The sequence below is a fragment of the Pontibacter sp. GD13 genome (assembly GCF_058216355.1).
In genome coordinates, this window is record NZ_JBYZMQ010000001.1 from 172,796 (window position 1) to 191,375 (window position 18,580).

Below are 18,580 nucleotides of genomic sequence, written 5' to 3' on the forward strand. Positions count from 1 at the left end.
TTCCGCTCATCCCTAAAGGATGCCAGGTTTATACTTTTGAATAGTAAAATTTGTAATTACTTTTTCAGCAGTGTAAGCAGCGCTTTGGCAGCCCCTTCCGATGAGGCCGGATTCTGCCCCGTGATCAGCAGGCCATCTTTCAGCACATACTCCTGCCAGTCGTCGGCCTTGCTGTAATCGCCGCCAAGCTCCTTCAGTTTGTCCTCCACCAGAAAAGGCACTACGTCCGTTAACTGCACGGCTTCTTCCTCTGAATTTGTAAACCCGGTGACCTTTTTCCCTTTTACCAATGGATTGCCTTCGGGATCTTTCACCTGAGCCAGTGCTGCGGGCGCGTGGCACACAAAAGCGACAGGCTTATGCTGTTTCACAAAACGCTCGATCAGATCAATAGAGTCGACATCATTAGCCAGATCCCATAGTGGCCCGTGGCCCCCCGGGTAGAAGACACCGTCAAAATCCGCTGCCTTCACCTCGCTTAGTTTTTTGGTGCTGGCCAGTTTCTGCTGTAATTCCTTGTCCTGGTAATACCGTTTCGTGGCTTTTGTCTGGGCATCGGGGGCCTCACTGCTTGGGTCGATAGGCGGCTGCCCCCCTTTGGGGGAGGCCAGCGTGATTTCCACGCCTGCATCGGCCAGTGTGTAATAAGGCGCTGCAAATTCCTCCACCCAAAAACCAGTCTTCTTGCCGGTGTCCCCGAGCTGTGCATGCGAGGTTAACACAATTAATACTTTCATAGCTTGATGTTAAATCGTTTGTTAGTTATAAGATACCGAACTTTTGTTGCCTTATTTTTTGGCCGTTACGCGCCAGATCGTGTTCGCGTCATCGTCTGCCACCAGCAGCGAGCCGTCGGGCAGTACGGTTACCCCTACGGGGCGTCCGTATACTTCCGACCTGGCTTCGTTTGCGATAAAGCCTGTTAGAAAATCCTCGGGTTTGCCGCTTGGCTGGCCGTTTTGGAAGGGCACGAACACCACTTTGTAGCCGGAGAAGTTTTCGCGGTTCCAGGACCCGTGCTGCCCTACAAAGGCCCCATTTTTATACTTAGCCGGAAAGGTGTCGCCTTCATAAAAAGATAAACCCAGCGAAGCTGTGTGTGCTCCAAGCGGCACATCGGGCACAGTGGCTTTCTGAACCAGGTCGGGCCGCTCTCCTTTGCGGCGCGGATCAATGTTCTGTCCGTAATAAGAATAGGGCCAGCCATAAAAAGCGCCTTCCTTCACGCTGGTCATGTAATCGGGCACCAGTTCATTGCCGAGCAGGTCGCGCTCATTCACGGCCGTCCAGAGCGTGTTGGTGCCGGGTGCCCAGTCCATCCCTACGGGGTTGCGCAGGCCACTGGCGAAAATGCGCTCTCCTGATCCGTCGGGGTTGATGACCAGAATGTTGGCCCGCCGCTTTTCTTCGTCCATGCCATATTCGCCGACATTACTGGCCGAGCCGACTGAAATGTAAATTTTGGAGTTGTCGGGGCTCGCGATGATGTTGCGGGTCCAATGGTGGTTGTACCCGCCGGCTGGCAGGTCCAGAATTTTCTCCCCTTTGCCTGTGATCTTATTCTGCCCTGCTTTGTAAGGAAACCGTAGCAGCGCGTCTACCTGAGCCACATAGAAATAACCGTCCATCACCAACATCCCGAAAGGCTGCTTCAGGCCCGTCATGAAGGTTTCCCGTGTTTCCGGCACCCCATCGGCATCTTTATCCCGGAACAGGGTAATTCTGTTCGCGCTTTTTTCGCCATCGTCCGTCTCGGCTACAAATATATCGTTATTCGGTGCTACATAGATCCAACGGGGATGCTGCAAGCCCTCGGCAAATTTACTGACGGCGAAGCCAGCCGGGGCCTGCGGCGTTTTGCCAGCCGGCCAACCAATGGCCTTACTGAACTTTTCGGCCCGGTGGTTGGTGTCGGGTGCAGGCAGATAAAGTTTCTCCACAGTCTCGGTGGTAACGGTGTCGGCATCGGGGTTATAGGTAACAGCTGTGGTGCTAGTGTCCTGGCCTTCGGCCATCTGCTTCGACTCACTGCAGCTCACGACCAAGGTCGCTACCAGCAGGCTAATAAAAGATATGCTTACAGTTGATTTCATAGATTTCGTATGTTAGTTCAGGTTTTGTTATACGGCAATGTGCCACATAAAGCTTTTTTCTGTTCGCATCGCGTACCACCAGCCTTAGGTCAGCTTCTCGTTTCCAGCTACACTTTCCAGAGGCTATGTCACAAATACTGGCATCCATCGACAGCTGCATCAGTAAGGTTTTAATAAACAGGCTTTCGCCTCAAGGGTTTTGAAAGCAATGCGGATGGGTATCTGAAATCCGAATAGTTTACTTAACTTCCCACTGAGGTTTATCTACCGCCGGGCAGCAAGAGGGAATGGCACTGTTCCTGCCTGCCTGTAACTATCAGAAGTAGTACCAGTACATACTTTTGTAATAAAAAACGCGATTTTTCAGCCTATGAATGAGCAGCCAATGAATTATCCGGTAGATGACATTGTGGTAAACAGCTGGGCAGAGCTGCAGGTAGCTCTCTTTGACCACAGCTGGGATGATAAGATCGAGCGGTTCCGCTCGGCCTACGTGTACCGGGGCACTTACAGCAAAGACCTGAACCTGAGCACCAGCATCATGCGCATCGGCCCGAAGTTCGACTTGCTGGAACAGCACCTGCTGCGCAACTTCCGAAAGTATGCCCACAACAACGCGGCCCCCGGCGACTCGTTCTGGAATTGGCTGGCCGTTGCCCAGCACCACGGCCTGCCCACCCGCCTGCTCGACTGGACCTATTCGCCGTACGTGGCCCTGCATTTTGCAACAGAAGACCCTGCCACCTTCGACCAGGACGGCTGCGTGTGGTGCGTGAACTATGTTAAAACCAGGGACTACCTGCCCTCCCCGCTCAAGAACGCCCTGGATGAGGAAGGTTCGAACGTATTTACTCCTGAGGTGCTGGAGCCCGTGGCCCCCTCCCTGAAAGCCTTGCAGAGTTTCCAGAAAGAAGATTACGTTGTTTTTCTGGAGCCACCCTCGCTGGATGCCCGCATTGTGCATCAGTATGCCCTGTTCTCGATGATGTCTGATGTGAAAACCGAATTAGGTATATGGCTCCTGAACCACTCGGAGCTTTATTTCAGGGTAATTATACCGGCGCACCTGAAATGGGAGATACGCGACAAACTCGATCAGGCCAATATTACAGAGCGTGTACTATTCCCCGGCCTGTCAGGATTAAGCGAATGGTTGAAGCGCCACTACACCCATAAATAAAAATTTCACCAAGTTATTCTATAAAACAAAAGGCTTTGCTACTTTAAGCTGTATATTCCGCAGTAATTACACACTTCTATTTCTTTTAACTTTGATGAATCCGCGCAGACCCTTAATGACAAATACTTTTGCTCCGAGTATAAACACTTTATTACCCATAACTTTATTTAGAAGAGTAACACAAAAGGCCGCCGCTGCAACTATTTTGTGCGGCTTGTTGCTGAACACAGGCTGTTCACAGGAACAGGAGGCGCATTCGGCCACTGCCATAACCAAAACACCCACAGAAACCACGCTGAAGGATACTGTTGCTGCTGCAGTTCCCGTTGCTCCGAAACCGGACAGCTCAACGCTGGATAAGGTTAAGGCTCCGGCAATAGATTCGGCCTATGTATACCCGGGTCCGAAGCCGCTGCCCGGCGCTATTTTACCCCACAATCGTATTTTGGCCTATTACGGTAACCCCCTCTCCAAAGGCATGGGCATTTTGGGTGAGCTCCCAGAGGAGCAGGTGTTGGCAAAACTGGATCAGGAGGTAGCCAACTGGACCAAAGCCGACCCGAAAACCCCCGTGAAGCCTGCCCTGCATGCCATTGTGGTAACAGCCCAGGGTAAGCCCAGCGCAGGAGGCAAGTACCGCCTGCGCATGACCGATAAAATGATTGACGGCGTGCTTGAAATGGCAAAGAAGCGGGATGCCATTGTCTTCCTCGACATCCAGGTTGGGCAGAGCACCCTGCAGGAAGAATTGCCACGCCTGGCTGAATACCTGAAATTGCCCCAGGTGCACCTGGGCATCGATGCGGAGTTCTCGATGAAAAATGGCGGCGTGCCAGGTAGGCGCATCGGCACTTTCGATGCCAAAGACATTAACTATGCCACCACGTTTTTGGCTGACCTGGCCAAAGAGCACAACCTGCCGCCCAAGTTGCTGGTCGTGCACCGCTTTACGCAGGGCATGATCACGAACTCAGACGATATCAAATTAAAGCCGGAGGTACAGATCGTGATGCACATGGATGGTTGGGGACCTCCTTCCCTGAAAAGAGACACCTACCGTCGCTATATCAAGAACGAGCCGGTACAGTTCACGGGTTTTAAGATCTTCTATAAGAACGACACCAAGAACAACTCGCGTCTGATGACGCCGGACGAGGTGCTTGCCCTGACACCGACTCCACTCTACATTCAGTATCAGTAGGAGCTGGGATAGGCTGTTTGCTATTTCCGAAAAGATTAACTGTAGTACAGAAAAGTTCGTTTAACTGACGACAGTCGTTTTATTACCAGTTAATACTGGATTTAGGTTTCGTATAAAGGAAACATTTATCCTGGTGGGTACGCGTGGCCCAAAGAAAAGTAGAAAACACTGCCCTTTCTTACGACAAAAGTTTCAGCGCTCAAGCTTAAGAAAATGAAAGAGCACTTTTCAGTACGCGAGATGCAAGTCGAGGACATCGAACGGATAGCCAATTATTGGCTAGACGCTGATCCCGGATTTTTGGAAAGTATGGGTGTTGCCTTAAACAAACTGCCGACAAGGGAGGGCCTTACCCACCTGTTGCATCAGCAGTTACAAACGCCACTGGCCGCAAAAACATCCTATGCTTTGATCTGGCTGCATGCCGGGGAACCCATTGGGCATACGAATGTGAATTCGATCGCGTATGGGCAGTCAGCCCACATGCACCTGCACATTTGGAAATCCGGGGAAAGGCATAAAGGAATCGGGACTGCGCTGGTGAAGCAATCGCTGCCTTATTTTTTCGCCAACCTGAAATTACAGGAATTGATCTGTGAGCCATACGCCCTGAACCCGGCACCAAACAGGACACTGGAGAAGGTGGGGTTTACATTTGAGAAAACTTATACGACCATACCAGGTTCTTTAAATTTTGAGCAAGAGGTGAATCGCTGGTGCTTGACAAAGGAAGACTTTAATCGGATAACCCTTTCTGCACCTATGTGAATTCCAAACTGTTATAGAAAGGCACCAACTGGTACTTTTACACCTGATTTTTTGCCTCAATCTGGCTTTGAAACAACTGCAAACTGCCAGCAGAACCCAGCCTGGAAAAAAGTTTAAATTAATTTTGTTTTAAGGAGTAAAAAGGCTCACCTTTTGCGTTACAAGAATAGAGAGCCTTCAGGCTTTGCTTTTTTAGTAAAGCCCCCCCTGTCCCGAAGCGCCAGGAACCTCAAATATGAGATTATATGACGCAGTATTTTAGACTTTCGCGTTTACTGAACTTCATCGTACGGTTTATACAGATCATCATTGTGTTTCCGATGGCGGTGCTGCTTAGTTTTTATGTGCCTCCTTTCGGCTCATTGGACTACGAACTGCATTTCCTGCTTTGCCTGATGTTTGCCGCCGCTGTATCTGTGATCGTAACACGCATCAGTCCGAAGCTGATCGTGCTGATGTTCATTGGCATTTTAAGCATTTTGGCCTTTAACAGTACCTTCAAAGACCAGACACTCGACGGCATTTACGCCGATTACAACGCCATGCTGGTGAACATGACCAGCAACCCGCACAAACTCTCCTACTTTAAACCGGTGCGGGGCACTTATTTCCAGGATCATCGGGTGAAAAGCGCCATGCAGCCTACCCACCCCAAAGTACGCGCCTTTGCCGTAGAAAACTCCACCCGCTATTTCCACGATGAGTATTACCGCAAGTTCGGGAAAGTAACCCGCTACTTCTCGCTCTTCAAGCACATCCGCATTAACTGGAAGTATGTGAACGATCCTTTGGGGATGGACTACTACTCCCCTCCCACCGAGAGTATGGGCCTGCTCGCCGGCGACTGCGACGACTACGCTATTCTGATGGCATCTTCTGTGATGGCGATCGGGGGCGAGGCGCGCATTGTGATTTCTCCGAACCACATGTATACCGAAGTAAAGGTGGGCACAGTGGCCGATATTGATAAGGTGAGTTATGCCCTGCGCACCCTTTTCCCGGATGAGATCAACGGAGGGAAAATACATTTCCATGAAACCGGTGATGAACTTTGGATCAATTTCGACTATACGGCGCAGTATCCGGGTGGCCCCTTCCTGGAGCCGGAGCTTTACAGTGTGATCACGTTCACAAATTAAGCGGGCTGCTTATCTAGTTACTAACCCATACTTTTGGTTTGTTCGCAGATCCCCTCTAGCAAGTCGGTGATTTTATTGTTGTGAAGTTTTTGTAATCTTGCATATGCTTTAAAGTAAGGTTAAAGTATCATTCATCCTGCATCTATACTTACCCATGCGAAATTGGATCATACGCTATAGCTTTTTCTTCCTGGGTTTGCTGTTGTTTGGACTGGGCAATGCCCTGGCCGTTAAAGTAAAGTACCTGGGCCTGCACCCCTGGGAGGTGTTGAATGTAGCGTTTTGGCAAAAATTCGGATTTACCATTGGCACCTGGAGTGTGCTGACTGGCCTATTCCTGGTAGGTATCTCCTGGTTTGTGAACCAAAAGTATATCAATGTGGGCACTTTTCTGAACGCCCTACTCATCGGCTCTTTCATGGACTTGTTCCTTTGGCTAGATATCCTGCCCGACCAGACCGGAACCTGGCTGGATTACCTGTACCTGCTGGCTGCCATACTTATCGGGGGCACGGGAGGCGGCTTGTATGTGGCCGGCGGCATCGGGGCCGGCCCTCGCGATGGCTTCATGCTTTCCATCTCCGACAGAACGGGCCTCTCCATTAGCAAAGCCAGGATTGTGGTGGAATCGCTTGTGCTGGTGGTTGGCTGGCTGATGGGTGGGCCGGTGGCTCTGGTCACCTTCTTTTATACCTTGCTTTTTAGCCCGGTTTTTCAATTCACTTTGAAATTCTTCGTCAGGCTTCGTGACAGCCTGAGCAACCTGAAAACGCCTCAGAAGGTAAAAGCCTAGCTCGCAAAAAGCAACCTACTCTGCTATTTTTTAATGCTATCCGTAGTACCTTTAACTCAATTTAAAAGCTGACTGCGGTTGAAATCCGAGAGCCTGCTGCCACATAATCATTACAAACTATGAATACTGAAGTTAGAAACCTGGAGCCTGAGGCGCTCTGGAACAATTTTGCAGACCTGAACGCAGTTCCCCGTCCTTCCAAAAAGGAGGCCCGCGTCATAAAGTTCATCAAAGACTTTGGCGAGCGCCTTGGCCTGGAAACTTACGAGGATGAAACCGGCAACGTGATCATTAAGAAACCTGCCACCAAAGGCATGGAAAATCGCCAGACCATTGCCATCCAAAGCCACCTGGACATGGTGCACCAAAAGAATGCCGATACCGCATTTGATTTCGACACACAGGGTATTGAAATGTTCGTGGAGGGAGACTGGGTAAAAGCGAAGGGCACCACACTGGGTGCTGACAATGGCCTGGGGGTTGCCTCGATCATGACCCTGCTCGCCGCTACCGATATTGCTCACCCTGCCCTGGAGGCCCTTTTCACCATTGACGAAGAAACGGGCATGACCGGGGCCATGGGTTTAAAAGGCGGGTTGCTGGAAGCCAGCATCATGCTGAACCTGGACACCGAGGACGACCGCGAGCTAACCATTGGCTGCGCCGGCGGCGTGGACATTACAGCCACAGGCAAGTATGAACTGGAGAAAACCACAGACAGCGCCACAGGCTTTAAGCTAAGCATCAAAGGCCTAACCGGAGGCCACTCCGGTATGGACATTTACCTGGGCCGGGGCAATGCCAATAAACTGTTGAACAGAATTTTGTTACAAGCCCAGGAGCAATTCGGAATAAGCCTTTCCGTGATGGATGGCGGCGGTTTACGCAATGCCATTCCGCGTGAAGCGTATGCCCTTGTAGCCGTGCCCGTTACAGAAAAAGCGAACTTCAATGCTTTTGTGGAAGAGCAACAGACTATCCTTCAAAACGAGCATGCCACCACCGACCCTAACCTGCGGCTTATACTGGAGGAAACATCGGCCCCGGCACAGGTAGCCTCCAAAGAGTTTTCAAGTCAGTTGCTCCGGGCGCTGTATGCCTGTCCGAACGGTATCTACCGCATGAGCCCCGACATCCAGCACCTGGTGCAAACATCCAACAACCTGGCCCGCGTGCTGATGAAAGACGGCGAGTACACCATCCTGTGCCTCACCCGCAGCTCCGTAGACACCGAGAAAATGGATCTGGCCCGCGCCATCAAAGCCGCGTTGGAGCTGGCAGGTGCCTCTGTGGAACTTGGCGGCTCCTACCCCGGCTGGATGCCAAAGCCAGATGCTGCCATCGTAAAACTGATGAGCGACCTGTACCGCAGCCAGTTTAACGAAGCCCCGGACGTAAATGCCTGCCATGCCGGTTTGGAATGCGGTATCCTGGGGGCTAATTATCCGGAGATGGAAATGATCTCCTTCGGCCCCAACATCCGGGGTGCCCACTCCCCCGACGAGAAAGTACAGATCAGCTCTGTGCAAAAGTACTGGGGCTTCCTGTTGGAAACCCTGAAAAGGGTTCCAGAGCAGGCGTAAGCTAAACTGTCATTGCCCACCATGACAAATGCCCCGCAGTTAAACCTGCGGGGCATTTGTCATTTAATCCTTGGCGAAGCGAGCAACCTCAACAGTTATACATCTGTTCATAGTACTCCTGCGCCATTCTGTCTGCACTGAAGGCTGGGATCACGTCGTTCATACTTTGCTTCACAATTTTTGTCCACTTTTCACGGTTTTGGTAGTAGGTTGGCAGAATTTCCTGCTCCAGGATGCGCATCATGTGTTCATGATCCGCATCGTCCTGCATATGGTCCGGAAGCGTCACATCCGCCACCGGTATAATAAAGCTGTTCTCGCCGTGGCGAGAAAACTCTGGTATCCAGCCGTCCTGCACTGAAAAGTTCACCGAGCCGTTCATGGCCGCTGTCATGCCACTGGTACCGGATGCCTCCCGCGGCCTTCGGGGGGTATTCAGCCAGATGTCTGACCCCTGCTTCAATTTGCGGGAGAGCTCCAGCTCATATCCCGTCAGCACGGCGACATTATCTTGCTTATAGGCTACCTTCACCAGTCGGTTAAAGGTTTGCACTGCGCCCTGGTCAAAAGGATAAGGTTTACCTGCCCATATTACTTGAACCGGGAAATGGGGGTTATAGATCAATCTGAAAAAGCGGTCCAGGTCGCGCAGCAGCAAGTCGGCGCGTTTGTAGGCGGCAAAGCGCCTGGCCCAGACAATGGTTAGCACCTCGGGCCGGAAAAGCTTTCCGGTTTGGTTGGCCACCAGCTCGAACAGCTGCTTCTTCATTTCGGCTTTGCGTCGCAAGAGTTCCTTGTCGTCGTCTTTTTCCAGGGCATCCTGCATGGTCTTGTCCATCCAGTAGGGCACGTTTTGGGCATTGGTGATGGCTTTTATCTCACAAACGCCTTCGTTATCGTACCACATCTCCCTGGCTACCTCGCCATGCAGCTGCGATACACCGTTCGACACCTTGGACAGCCGGAGGGCAGCCAGGGTATGGTTGAACATGAGGGCATGCATGCCTGTTATTTTGCGGGCTTCCTCCAGCGGGATGGCATTAAAAAAGCCCATACTATCCAGTAAATGGATATCATGCTCTTCATTTCCAGCCTTCTCGGGTGTATGCGTCGTAAATACCATGTGCTGGCGCACCTGCTCCAGGTTTCGGAACTTATGGTAGAGGTGAAAAGCCAGCGGAAGGGCGTGCCCTTCGTTCATGTGGTAAATATCTGCGCCACCCAAGGCATCCACCACTTTCGCGCCCCCAATGCCCAGCACTATACTCTGTGCGATGCGCGCCATTGGCTCCGGGTCATACAAACGCTGCGTAATGGTCTGGGCCAGGTGATCATTCTCGGGTACTTCTGTAGTAAGGAAATACATGGGCACGGTGCCAAATGTCTCTGGCTTTAACACCAGGGCTTTTACCAGAACAGGATGGCCGTTGATATCTACACTGACGGTTATGCCACTGTCCTCCAGGTACGTATAATATTTTTTCTGGAAGAGCACCCGCATGGTCTGGTCCTCGTTCCGCTCCTGGTCGTAATAGCCATACTTCCAGAGCATGCCGATCCCGATCATATTCTGCCGCAGGTCAAAGGCACTCCGCATGTGCGAGCCAGCCAGGAACCCCAGCCCACCCGAGTAGATCTTAAGGGCTTGGTGAATGGCAAACTCCATACTAAAATAGGCTATCTTTTTTGTAAATCTAGTATCGATATCATGTGGATGTGACCACCTGTTGTAATGTGTCATGTTTTTAAAATTAGGTGCATGTCCGTCTTTAGCATATAAAGGCATCTTTTATCCGCTATTGCAAACTTTACGTCAATAAACGCAAAAACTATACAGATTTACCAATCCACGAAAATAAATTCAGGACTTTATTCCTAGCACCAGGCAGGCAACCACCCAAAATCAGACCCTAAAAAAGGAGCCTATTGGGCATTTAAATTCATGCAGGTAATATGCTGCGGGTACATGCTGTGGGAATACTCCTTTGGTGACTAATGGAGCAGGAAAATAAAAAAACCTGGCACCAGGGCCAGGTTTCGGTTGTTCAGAAAGTGAGAACAACGATTGAAAAATTCAATAAAAACAAAGAGATAGCTTACCTCAACTCGTGCAGCAATTTCTTAGTTTTCACACTTAGGGAGAACCTATCATACTCATTTCTTAGCGAATAGAGGTTGCTTCCTTCTACCACGCCATGTATTCCTTTTTCACTTAGCGCATTAGCCAGCACATCATCTTCAATAATAAACGAATCGACTACCATGCCCTCTCTTACAAAAGAACATTTAAGGCCGTGTTCGTCGTTTTTGTAAAGCAACACGTGGCTTTTTGTTAAGCCGTCTTTCAGTCTGTCTAACTCCTTCATAGCTGTAGATTTATACCTTTAACACATTTTATAACGGAATAAAGTTCAACAAATTAGCAACTTATTACAAGGTGTTAATATTTATCAGCAAGCAGTACTTTTTTCAGGGTGAATGTATGTAAGAAAAAGTTTTTTAAAGTGTAGGTATAGTTCGTAGATTAAATCTACAGTTTCCTCTTTTAATATTCAGCCGGATTCGACAACCTAATTAAGTGCAAAACGTAAAAACGTATTCGTAAACAAAATTTTATTACTACTATATAGTAAATAGTGTATAATTATAGCCGCTTCCAATTTCTACTGCCTGTTTCAGATTTCAATAAATGGCGTAGAAAGTGGCTGTTTACAACAAGAGCCCTTTATGGGGCGGCTTTGTCACAGGAACCACTTTAATACCCAAAGCTCTACTTTACGTGTATCAAGCAGACATCAGCGAAATCCGAGCATTTCTGGATGCGTTACTTCAACGGAACGTCTCGCCACAGGGGATGGAGTGGCTCAACCAAAAATTAGAATTGCTCGCCTTGGCATCGGCAAAACCCAGGGACCTTTACATGGCCTTCAGCGCCGCGCCACGTTTTGTCGGTAAAGAGAAATTAAACTGTAAAGAGGCAGATATTCGTAAAGCCAGCGCGCTCCGAAAAGGGTTTAACCCTGCACACTGGACAGTAGCGCAGGCTGCACGCACGATGCTTGTACTGGCTATTCCACATACCGACCCGGTTAGCTTCCAGCAGCAGATCGAGACCCTGTTTAATACAGCCGACATGGGTGAGTTGGTTACCCTGTACGCCGCCTTGCCCCTACTTCCGCATCCTGCCATCTTTAAGAAAAGGGCGGCCGAGGGTTTTCGCACCAACATGGGCGACGTGTTCGAGGCCATCGCCCTGGAAAATCCTTATCCCGCTGATTTTATGGAGCAGGACGCTTGGAACAACATGGTGCTGAAAACCCTGTTTGTAGGCAAACCCATTTTCCGCATCTACGGCATCGAGCAGCGGGCAAACGCCGCGCTGGCACGCATATTATCAGACTACGCACACGAACGCTGGGCAGCAGCACGCCCTGTTTCTCCGGAGCTATGGCGGCCTGTGGGTCCGTATTTGGATGAGGCGCTACTGCAAGACATTGAAAAGCTATTTTCACAGGCAAATCCACTGGAGCAAGAAGCCGCCGCACTGACCTGTTGGCAGAGCGAGTCGCCAGCGGCAAAAGAACTCCTGAGCCAACACCCGCAGCTAAAGTCGCGGGTAGAAAACGGCGAGATCACCTGGGACCAGATTGGCCGGGACGCGCTTGCTGTGAACTAAGAACTTATACTTCAACCACCTTTTATACTTACACCCTCCGCTTATGAACACGCACAACCTGATGCTGATCGATCCGCACATACACATGACATCGCGCACAACAGATGATTATGAACGCATGCGGCAGGCAGGCATTGTCGCTATAATTGAGCCCGCGTTCTGGTTGGGGCAACCGCGCACCGAGGCAGGTTCCTTTAAAGATTACTACAGCAGCCTTGTAGGCTGGGAGCGCTTCAGGGCCAGTCAGTTTGGTATAAAGCATTACTGTACCATCGGCCTCAACTCCAAAGAAGCCAACAACGAGGCGCTAGCCGAACAGGTAATGGAGTTGCTGCCGCTCTTCGTCTGCAAAGAAGGTGTGGTGGGCGTGGGTGAGATCGGATACGACGACCAGACGCAAGCCGAGGACAAGTACTTCCGGGCGCAACTGGAACTGGCCAAGGAAGTGGGCATGCCCGTGCAGGTTCACACACCGCACCGTGATAAAAAAGCAGGCACCATCCGGAGTATGGAAGTATGCCTGGAGCATGGCATTGCACCAGACATGGTGGTGATAGACCATAACAACGAGGAAACGGTGAAAGATGTGCTCGACAGGGGGTTTTGGGCTGCCTTTACCATATACCCGAACTCCAAAATGGGGAATGAGCGCATGGTGGAGATCGTAAAACAGTATGGCTCGGAGCGCATTATCGTGAATAGTTCCGCCGACTGGGGAGTATCCGATCCGTTGTCTGTGCCTAAAACGGCTGCTTTGATGCTGGAGCGCGGTATTGCCCTGGAGGATGTACGCAAAACCTGCTACCAGAATGCCCTGGACTCCTTTGGTAAAAGCGGCCAGATGCACGAGTCAGACTGGCTTACCCCGGCACTGGTGGACCAGCGTGAGAAATTCTCAGAAAATTCGGTGTTAAGAGGCGGCCAGGAACCAGTAGTGGGTGACCTCCCCGCTGCAGATGGCCTGGCATCAAACATCATACGCTAACATGACTCCCATGAAAGCTTACGTGCAGTTAATGCGGCCCGCCAACATTATAACCGCCATCGCCGACATCATGCTGGGTTTTGCTGCATCTGGCGCTTTACTGGCACTCCCCTTCTGGAATTCTGGCTTTGACATGGCAGTGCTGCAGCCGCTCGGTTGGCTTGTGCTTGCCACCATTGGGTTATATGGCGGTGGTGTGGTTTTCAACGATGTGTTTGACGCTGACCTGGACCGGGTAGAGCGCCCCGAGCGTCCCATCCCGAGTGGCAGCGCATCCGTTTTAGGAGCCAGTCTACTGGGCGGAGTTTTATTAACAGGCGGAGTACTGGCAGCCTGGCAGGTGTCCGGAATAAGTGCGGCCATTGCCTTAGTGGTGGCGTGCCTTGCCCTGCTGTACGATTGGAAAGGAAAGCACCAGCCTTTGTTCGGACCCATAAACATGGGGGCTTGCCGGGGAGGCAACCTGTTGCTGGGAGTGAGCGCTTTTCCTGCTGCGCTCGAAAACATTTGGTTCATTGCCTTGATCCCGATCATCTACATCGCCGCCATTACCATGGTTAGCCGCGGGGAAGTGCACGGCGGCAATAAGGCTGCCTTAAAAGGGGCTGTACTGCTTTACGCACTGGTGTTTGCGGGAATATTTAGCCTGACGCTGCTTCCGCAATTCAACTTACTGTATAGTCTGCCGTTTTTACTCCTCTTCGCATACATTATCTTTCCGCCCCTTATTCGTGCGTTGCCCGCCAATGAGCCCAAGAATATTATAAAAGCAGTTAAAGCCGGAATATTGGCTCTGATTGTGATGAATGCCAGTATGGCCGCAGGCTTTGCCGGTTGGCAGTACGGCCTGCTTGTGCTATTGCTTTTACCCGTGTCTGTTTACATTGCCCGAAATTTTGCCGTTACATGAAGTACATCTTTCTAGTATCTTGCCTTATCTTTAGAAAAATAAGCCGCTATTTACACGCTTGAAATTCCTCCCCGTATGAGTAATTGATAGCCTGATTTTTACACTATACCCATTAGATGAGGACATTAGAACAGAAGTTTGCCGTGCAGTTCAGCTATGGGGTTCACTTCACAGCAGGACTCTTTACCCCGGACAATCCCTTACTGTCGCAACTTTTAGCGCAGGATGGGAAGGCGGAAGCGCGTAAACTCCTGTTTGTATTAGACAGTGGGGTGGGCAGGGCACTTCCGCAGCTGGTGCAGCAAATTGAGCAATACGCTGCGCGGTATGCCAGCACTATAACGTTAGTGGCACCTCCCTTCCTCGTGCCGGGAGGCGAAGAGGCGAAAAACGACCCCGATCTGCTGCATCAGCTTTTGGCAGCGGTGAATGCGTATGGCATCTGCCGCCACTCTTACCTGGTGGCTATTGGGGGTGGCGCGGTACTTGACCTGGTTGGATTTGCCGCGGCCGTTGCGCACAGGGGCATACGCCACATCCGGATTCCCACCACTGTGCTGTCGCAAAACGACTCCGGCGTGGGGGTGAAGAACGGAGTCAATGCCTTTGGCAAAAAAAATTTCACGGGTACCTTTGCTCCTCCGGTAGCTGTTATCAACGACAGTGATTTTTTACTGACACTCGAGGACCGTGACTGGCGCGCAGGCATTTCAGAAGCCATTAAAGTGGCCTTAATCAAGGATGCTGCTTTTTACCAGGACATTTCCCGAAACGCAACCCAACTGGCCAACCGCGATCTGGAAGCCATGCAGCAGCTGATCCATCGATGTGCTGAGTTGCATGTAGAGCACATCGGAGGCGCAGACCCCTTTGAGCTGGGTTCCTCCAGGCCCCTGGATTTCGGCCACTGGTCAGCGCATAAGTTAGAGCAGATCTCTGATTACCGCTTGCGGCACGGTGAGGCCGTGGCCGTTGGTATCGCCCTTGATGTGGTATATTCCTATCTTATGGGCATGTTGTCGGAGCACGAATGCAACCAGGTGTTAGACCTGTTGCAGCAGATCGGGTTCGACATCTATGTACCTGAGCTCGCAGCACAGGCTGCAAACGGACAACTCTCCGTACTGCAGGGACTAAGCGAATTCCGGGAGCACCTGGGCGGTGAACTGACCATTATGCTCCTCCAAAAAATAGGCGTTGGCCTAGAGGTACACCATATCGAGGAAGCGCTTGTACAACGCGCGGTTGAAATGTTGCGGCAAAAGCACCAACTCCAGCCGCATTCCTAAGTATAACTACAGGCAGTGCAGCCGGTTTAACTTGCGGCTATCTTACCTAAAGCGTTTAATTATGTACCTCGATAAAGGCTATCATCTTACCTATTGCACCAACATACACCCCGGCGAAACATGGGAAGAGGTTTACCAGAACCTTAAAACGTATGTCCCCCCACTTCAGCAGAAACTGGCTCCCGGTAAACCATTCGGCATCGGTTTACGGCTATCAGACAAGGCGAGCAAAGAACTGCTGAGCAACGATGTGCTGCAGGAATTTAAAGGATGGCTGCAGCAAAATAGTTTATACGTGTTTACGATGAATGGCTTTCCCTATGGAGGCTTCCATCACCAGGAGGTAAAAGATGCGGTGCACAAGCCGGACTGGACATCTGAAAAACGATTGAACTATACGATCAGGCTGGCAAAAATACTGGCCGAATTACTACCCGACGGCATGGCAGGGGGCATCTCAACGTCTCCGTTGTCATATAGGCCCTGGCTGCTGGGAGCGGAGGAATCGAAGGCGAAAACCGTGTATGCCACTTGTACAGACAACCTGATTGAACTAGTGGGGGCATTGCTGGACCTTGAGCAGAAAACCGGGAAATTTATACACGTTGACATCGAGCCAGAGCCCGATGGCTTCCTGGAAAACTCGAAACAGGTGATTGCCTATTATAAGGAATGGCTGCTGCCGGTTGGTGTAAAGAAATTACAGGAGTCCAGGGACCTCGGCAAAGAGCAGGCGCAACAAGCCGTGTACAGGCATTTGCAGCTTTGTTACGATGTGTGCCATTTCGCGCTTGCTTACGAGCATCATGCGGAGGCGTTTTCCAAATTAAAGCAGGCAGGTATCAAGATCGGGAAAATTCAGCTGAGCGCCGCCATCAAAACCCGGTTGCCCAAAAACGTGGAAACGCGGGGTGAGATAGCGGAAACCATGGCGACGCTTGCCGAATCCACTTACCTGCACCAGGTAGTGGAGCGTGGCCACGACGGCGCCCTGACCCATTACCCGGACCTGACGTTTGCACTGCAGCATATCCGGAAGCCAAATGCGGTAGAGTGGCGCACGCATTTTCACGTGCCCCTTTTTACAGAACAATACAGCGGGCTGCAGTCCACGCAGCAGGATGTGGCCGCCGTGTTGCACTTGTTGCAGCAAGAGCAGCTTACGGAGCACCTGGAGGTGGAGACTTATACCTGGGAGGTGCTGCCCGAAGAGATCAAAACAGACCTGTCAACCTCTATCCAGCGGGAGCTGGAATGGGTTTTAGAAACGCTAAACACACAACAAGATGCAGAAAACGGTAGTGCTGAACGTAGTAGGCCTTACAAAGTCACTGATCGGTAAAAACACCCCTTTTCTGGCCAAATGGGCCGCCGAAGCACAGCAAACAAGTATAAAGCCCGCGTTCCCGGCCGTTACCTGCACGGCCCAAACCACCTATTTAACAGGCAAGTGGCCTTATGAGCACGGCATTGTCGCCAACGGCTGGTATTTCAGGGATGAGGATGAGGTGAAGCTGTGGCGCCAGTCGAACAAACTGGTGCAAGCACCCAGCGTATGGGAGGTAGCCAAAGCCGCTGACCCTGAATTCACGGTGGCCAACATGGGCTGGTGGTACAACATGAACACCACCGCCGACTATACTTTAACGCCTCGTCCGCAGTACCTGGCCGATGGCCGCAAACTCCCCGACTGTTACACCCAACCCGCCGAGCTGCGCGATACGCTGCAGGCAGCGCTGGGTACTTTTCCGCTTTTTAACTACTGGGGCCCCAAAACCTCCATCAAGTCGAGCAAATGGATTGCCGATGCCAGCAAGATCACCGACGACCTGTACAACCCAACGCTCACGCTCATTTATCTGCCGCACCTGGATTATAATTTGCAGCGCCTCGGCCCCTCAGACCCGCGCATTGCCAAAGACCTCCAGGAGATCGATGCCGTGGTGGGTGGGCTGATCACCTTTTATGAGGCAAAAGGAGCCCAGGTGATGGTGCTTTCGGAGTATGGCATATCGGATGTGAACCACCCGGTGCACCTGAACCGGGTGCTGCGCGAGAACGGCTATATAAACGTGCGGACAGAACGGGGAACAGAACTGCTGGACACGGCCATGAGCGCGGCCTTTGCCGTGGCAGACCACCAGGTGGCGCATGTATACGTTAAGGATAAAACCCGAATTGAGGCAGTAAAGCAGCTGCTGCAGCAAGTTGTTGGTGTTGCAGAGGTATTGGCCGGCGATGAGCGCCACAAGTATAACCTGGCGCACGAACGCTGCGGAGAAATCGTGGTAGTGGCCAATGCCAATGCCTGGTTTACCTACTATTTCTGGCTTGATGATGCCAAAGCCCCAGACTATGCCCGCATGGTAGACATCCATAAAAAACCTGGCTTCGACCCCGTGGAGATGTTCATTGATCCGAAGATCAGATTTCCGTTGCCCCTGGTGGCGGGTAAACTGCTGCGAAAAAAACTCGGTTTCCGAACCGTGCTGGATATTATCCCCCTCGATGCCTCCCTGATCAAAGGCTCCCATGGCCGTATCCCGGAAGATGAAAACGAGTGGCCGCTGCTCCTGACAAAGTACAAGCCTGCCTTGCCGCATGAGGTACAGGCCGTGAATGTGTTTTCTATGATACTGGAGCACCTGCAGGCACCGAAGCCAGAACCGGTGTTTATCGCGGGTGCTTAAGAAATCCGAGCCAGCAAGGGTATGGAGATAGTTAGCCTAATGGTTAATCTCGTTGGGCTGGGAGCTGGGTTGCCACTCAGGTATCATTCTTTGATTTGTTGAGAACCGATTATACTAATGTCGCCGTTTCCTGCCAGCCCTTTGGGCCTTTAAGGCACAGTTTTTGACATTTAACCGGTATCATAGCTGTTAGACCAGGTAGAACTTTAAAGCCAATTCGGAAGGCTGCAACAATTTTATAAAACTTTATGTTAATTGTGTAAGTTTACCTGC

At 51.1% G+C, this 18,580-nt stretch carries 16 protein-coding genes; 12 read left to right on the forward strand and 4 right to left on the reverse strand.

The genetic code is table 11. From position 1 onward, the window contains the following. Positions 1 to 56 precede the first annotated feature (56 nt). Together AC4BAN_RS00760 and AC4BAN_RS00765 are read right to left on the reverse strand one after the other, a co-directional pair. Positions 57 to 737, reverse strand: coding sequence for a type 1 glutamine amidotransferase domain-containing protein (locus tag AC4BAN_RS00760; RefSeq protein ID WP_490562446.1), 681 nt, complete (start codon positions 735 to 737; stop codon positions 57 to 59). A 51-nt stretch (positions 738 to 788) separates the two neighbouring features. Beyond that, entirely contained in the window at positions 789 to 2,093 is a 1,305-nt protein-coding gene (locus AC4BAN_RS00765) for a PQQ-dependent sugar dehydrogenase (RefSeq protein WP_490562447.1), read from the reverse strand. A 370-nt stretch (positions 2,094 to 2,463) separates the two neighbouring features. Between AC4BAN_RS00765 and AC4BAN_RS00770 the strand changes: the two genes are divergently transcribed. From AC4BAN_RS00770 to AC4BAN_RS00795, 6 genes are all read left to right on the forward strand, one after another. Next, complete coding sequence (locus AC4BAN_RS00770) at positions 2,464 to 3,273, forward strand: FRG domain-containing protein (RefSeq protein ID WP_490562448.1); 810 nt, start codon at positions 2,464 to 2,466, stop codon at positions 3,271 to 3,273. Positions 3,274 to 3,487: 214 nt separating this feature from the next. Next, a complete protein-coding gene (locus AC4BAN_RS00775) occupies positions 3,488 to 4,474 on the forward strand; it encodes a hypothetical protein (RefSeq protein ID WP_490562449.1) in 987 nt (328 codons plus the stop codon). A 213-nt stretch (positions 4,475 to 4,687) separates the two neighbouring features. Next, positions 4,688 to 5,242 carry a GNAT family N-acetyltransferase gene (locus AC4BAN_RS00780; protein ID WP_490562450.1) on the forward strand — a complete coding sequence of 185 codons (555 nt, stop codon included), beginning with the start codon at positions 4,688 to 4,690 and terminating at the stop codon, positions 5,240 to 5,242. A gap of 245 nt (positions 5,243 to 5,487) precedes the next feature. Further along, positions 5,488 to 6,381: a transglutaminase-like domain-containing protein gene (locus tag AC4BAN_RS00785; RefSeq protein WP_490562451.1), complete on the forward strand. Its 894-nt coding sequence runs from the start codon at positions 5,488 to 5,490 to the stop codon at positions 6,379 to 6,381. Positions 6,382 to 6,535: 154 nt separating this feature from the next. Then, positions 6,536 to 7,174: a YczE/YyaS/YitT family protein gene (locus AC4BAN_RS00790; protein WP_490562452.1), complete on the forward strand. Its 639-nt coding sequence runs from the start codon at positions 6,536 to 6,538 to the stop codon at positions 7,172 to 7,174. A 119-nt stretch (positions 7,175 to 7,293) separates the two neighbouring features. Continuing rightward, complete coding sequence (locus AC4BAN_RS00795) at positions 7,294 to 8,757, forward strand: aminoacyl-histidine dipeptidase (RefSeq protein ID WP_490562453.1); 1,464 nt, start codon at positions 7,294 to 7,296, stop codon at positions 8,755 to 8,757. Between the two features lie 88 nt (positions 8,758 to 8,845). Here AC4BAN_RS00795 and glgP read toward each other — a convergent pair whose 3' ends face one another. Both glgP and AC4BAN_RS00805 read right to left on the reverse strand, forming a co-directional pair. Next, the gene (glgP, locus tag AC4BAN_RS00800; protein ID WP_490562454.1) at positions 8,846 to 10,543 is read right to left on the reverse strand and encodes an alpha-glucan family phosphorylase; all 1,698 of its coding nucleotides are present in this window, start codon (positions 10,541 to 10,543) and stop codon (positions 8,846 to 8,848) included. Positions 10,544 to 10,853: 310 nt separating this feature from the next. After that, on the reverse strand, positions 10,854 to 11,123 hold the full coding sequence (locus AC4BAN_RS00805; RefSeq protein ID WP_490562455.1) for a hypothetical protein: 270 nt from the start codon (positions 11,121 to 11,123) through the stop codon (positions 10,854 to 10,856). A gap of 413 nt (positions 11,124 to 11,536) precedes the next feature. Here AC4BAN_RS00805 and AC4BAN_RS00810 point away from each other — a divergent pair, with 413 nt between their 5' ends. The 6 genes from AC4BAN_RS00810 (at position 11,537) to AC4BAN_RS00835 (ending at position 18,307) form a co-directional block, all read left to right on the forward strand. Continuing rightward, a complete protein-coding gene (locus AC4BAN_RS00810) occupies positions 11,537 to 12,433 on the forward strand; it encodes an EboA domain-containing protein (protein ID WP_490562456.1) in 897 nt (298 codons plus the stop codon). A 43-nt stretch (positions 12,434 to 12,476) separates the two neighbouring features. Further along, on the forward strand, positions 12,477 to 13,418 hold the full coding sequence (locus tag AC4BAN_RS00815) for a TatD family hydrolase (RefSeq protein WP_490562457.1): 942 nt from the start codon (positions 12,477 to 12,479) through the stop codon (positions 13,416 to 13,418). A 1-nt stretch (position 13,419) separates the two neighbouring features. Then, the gene (gene eboC / locus AC4BAN_RS00820) at positions 13,420 to 14,328 is read left to right on the forward strand and encodes a UbiA-like protein EboC (protein WP_490562458.1); all 909 of its coding nucleotides are present in this window, start codon (positions 13,420 to 13,422) and stop codon (positions 14,326 to 14,328) included. Between the two features lie 116 nt (positions 14,329 to 14,444). After that, complete coding sequence (locus tag AC4BAN_RS00825; RefSeq protein WP_490562459.1) at positions 14,445 to 15,617, forward strand: 3-dehydroquinate synthase; 1,173 nt, start codon at positions 14,445 to 14,447, stop codon at positions 15,615 to 15,617. A gap of 61 nt (positions 15,618 to 15,678) precedes the next feature. Then, positions 15,679 to 16,959, forward strand: a complete 1,281-nt coding sequence (gene eboE / locus AC4BAN_RS00830; protein ID WP_490562460.1) for a metabolite traffic protein EboE — start codon at positions 15,679 to 15,681, stop codon at positions 16,957 to 16,959. Then, positions 16,904 to 18,307, forward strand: a complete 1,404-nt coding sequence (locus tag AC4BAN_RS00835) for an alkaline phosphatase family protein (RefSeq protein WP_490562461.1) — start codon at positions 16,904 to 16,906, stop codon at positions 18,305 to 18,307. Before eboE ends, AC4BAN_RS00835 begins: the two co-directional genes overlap by 56 nt. Positions 18,308 to 18,580: the final 273 nt, after the last annotated feature.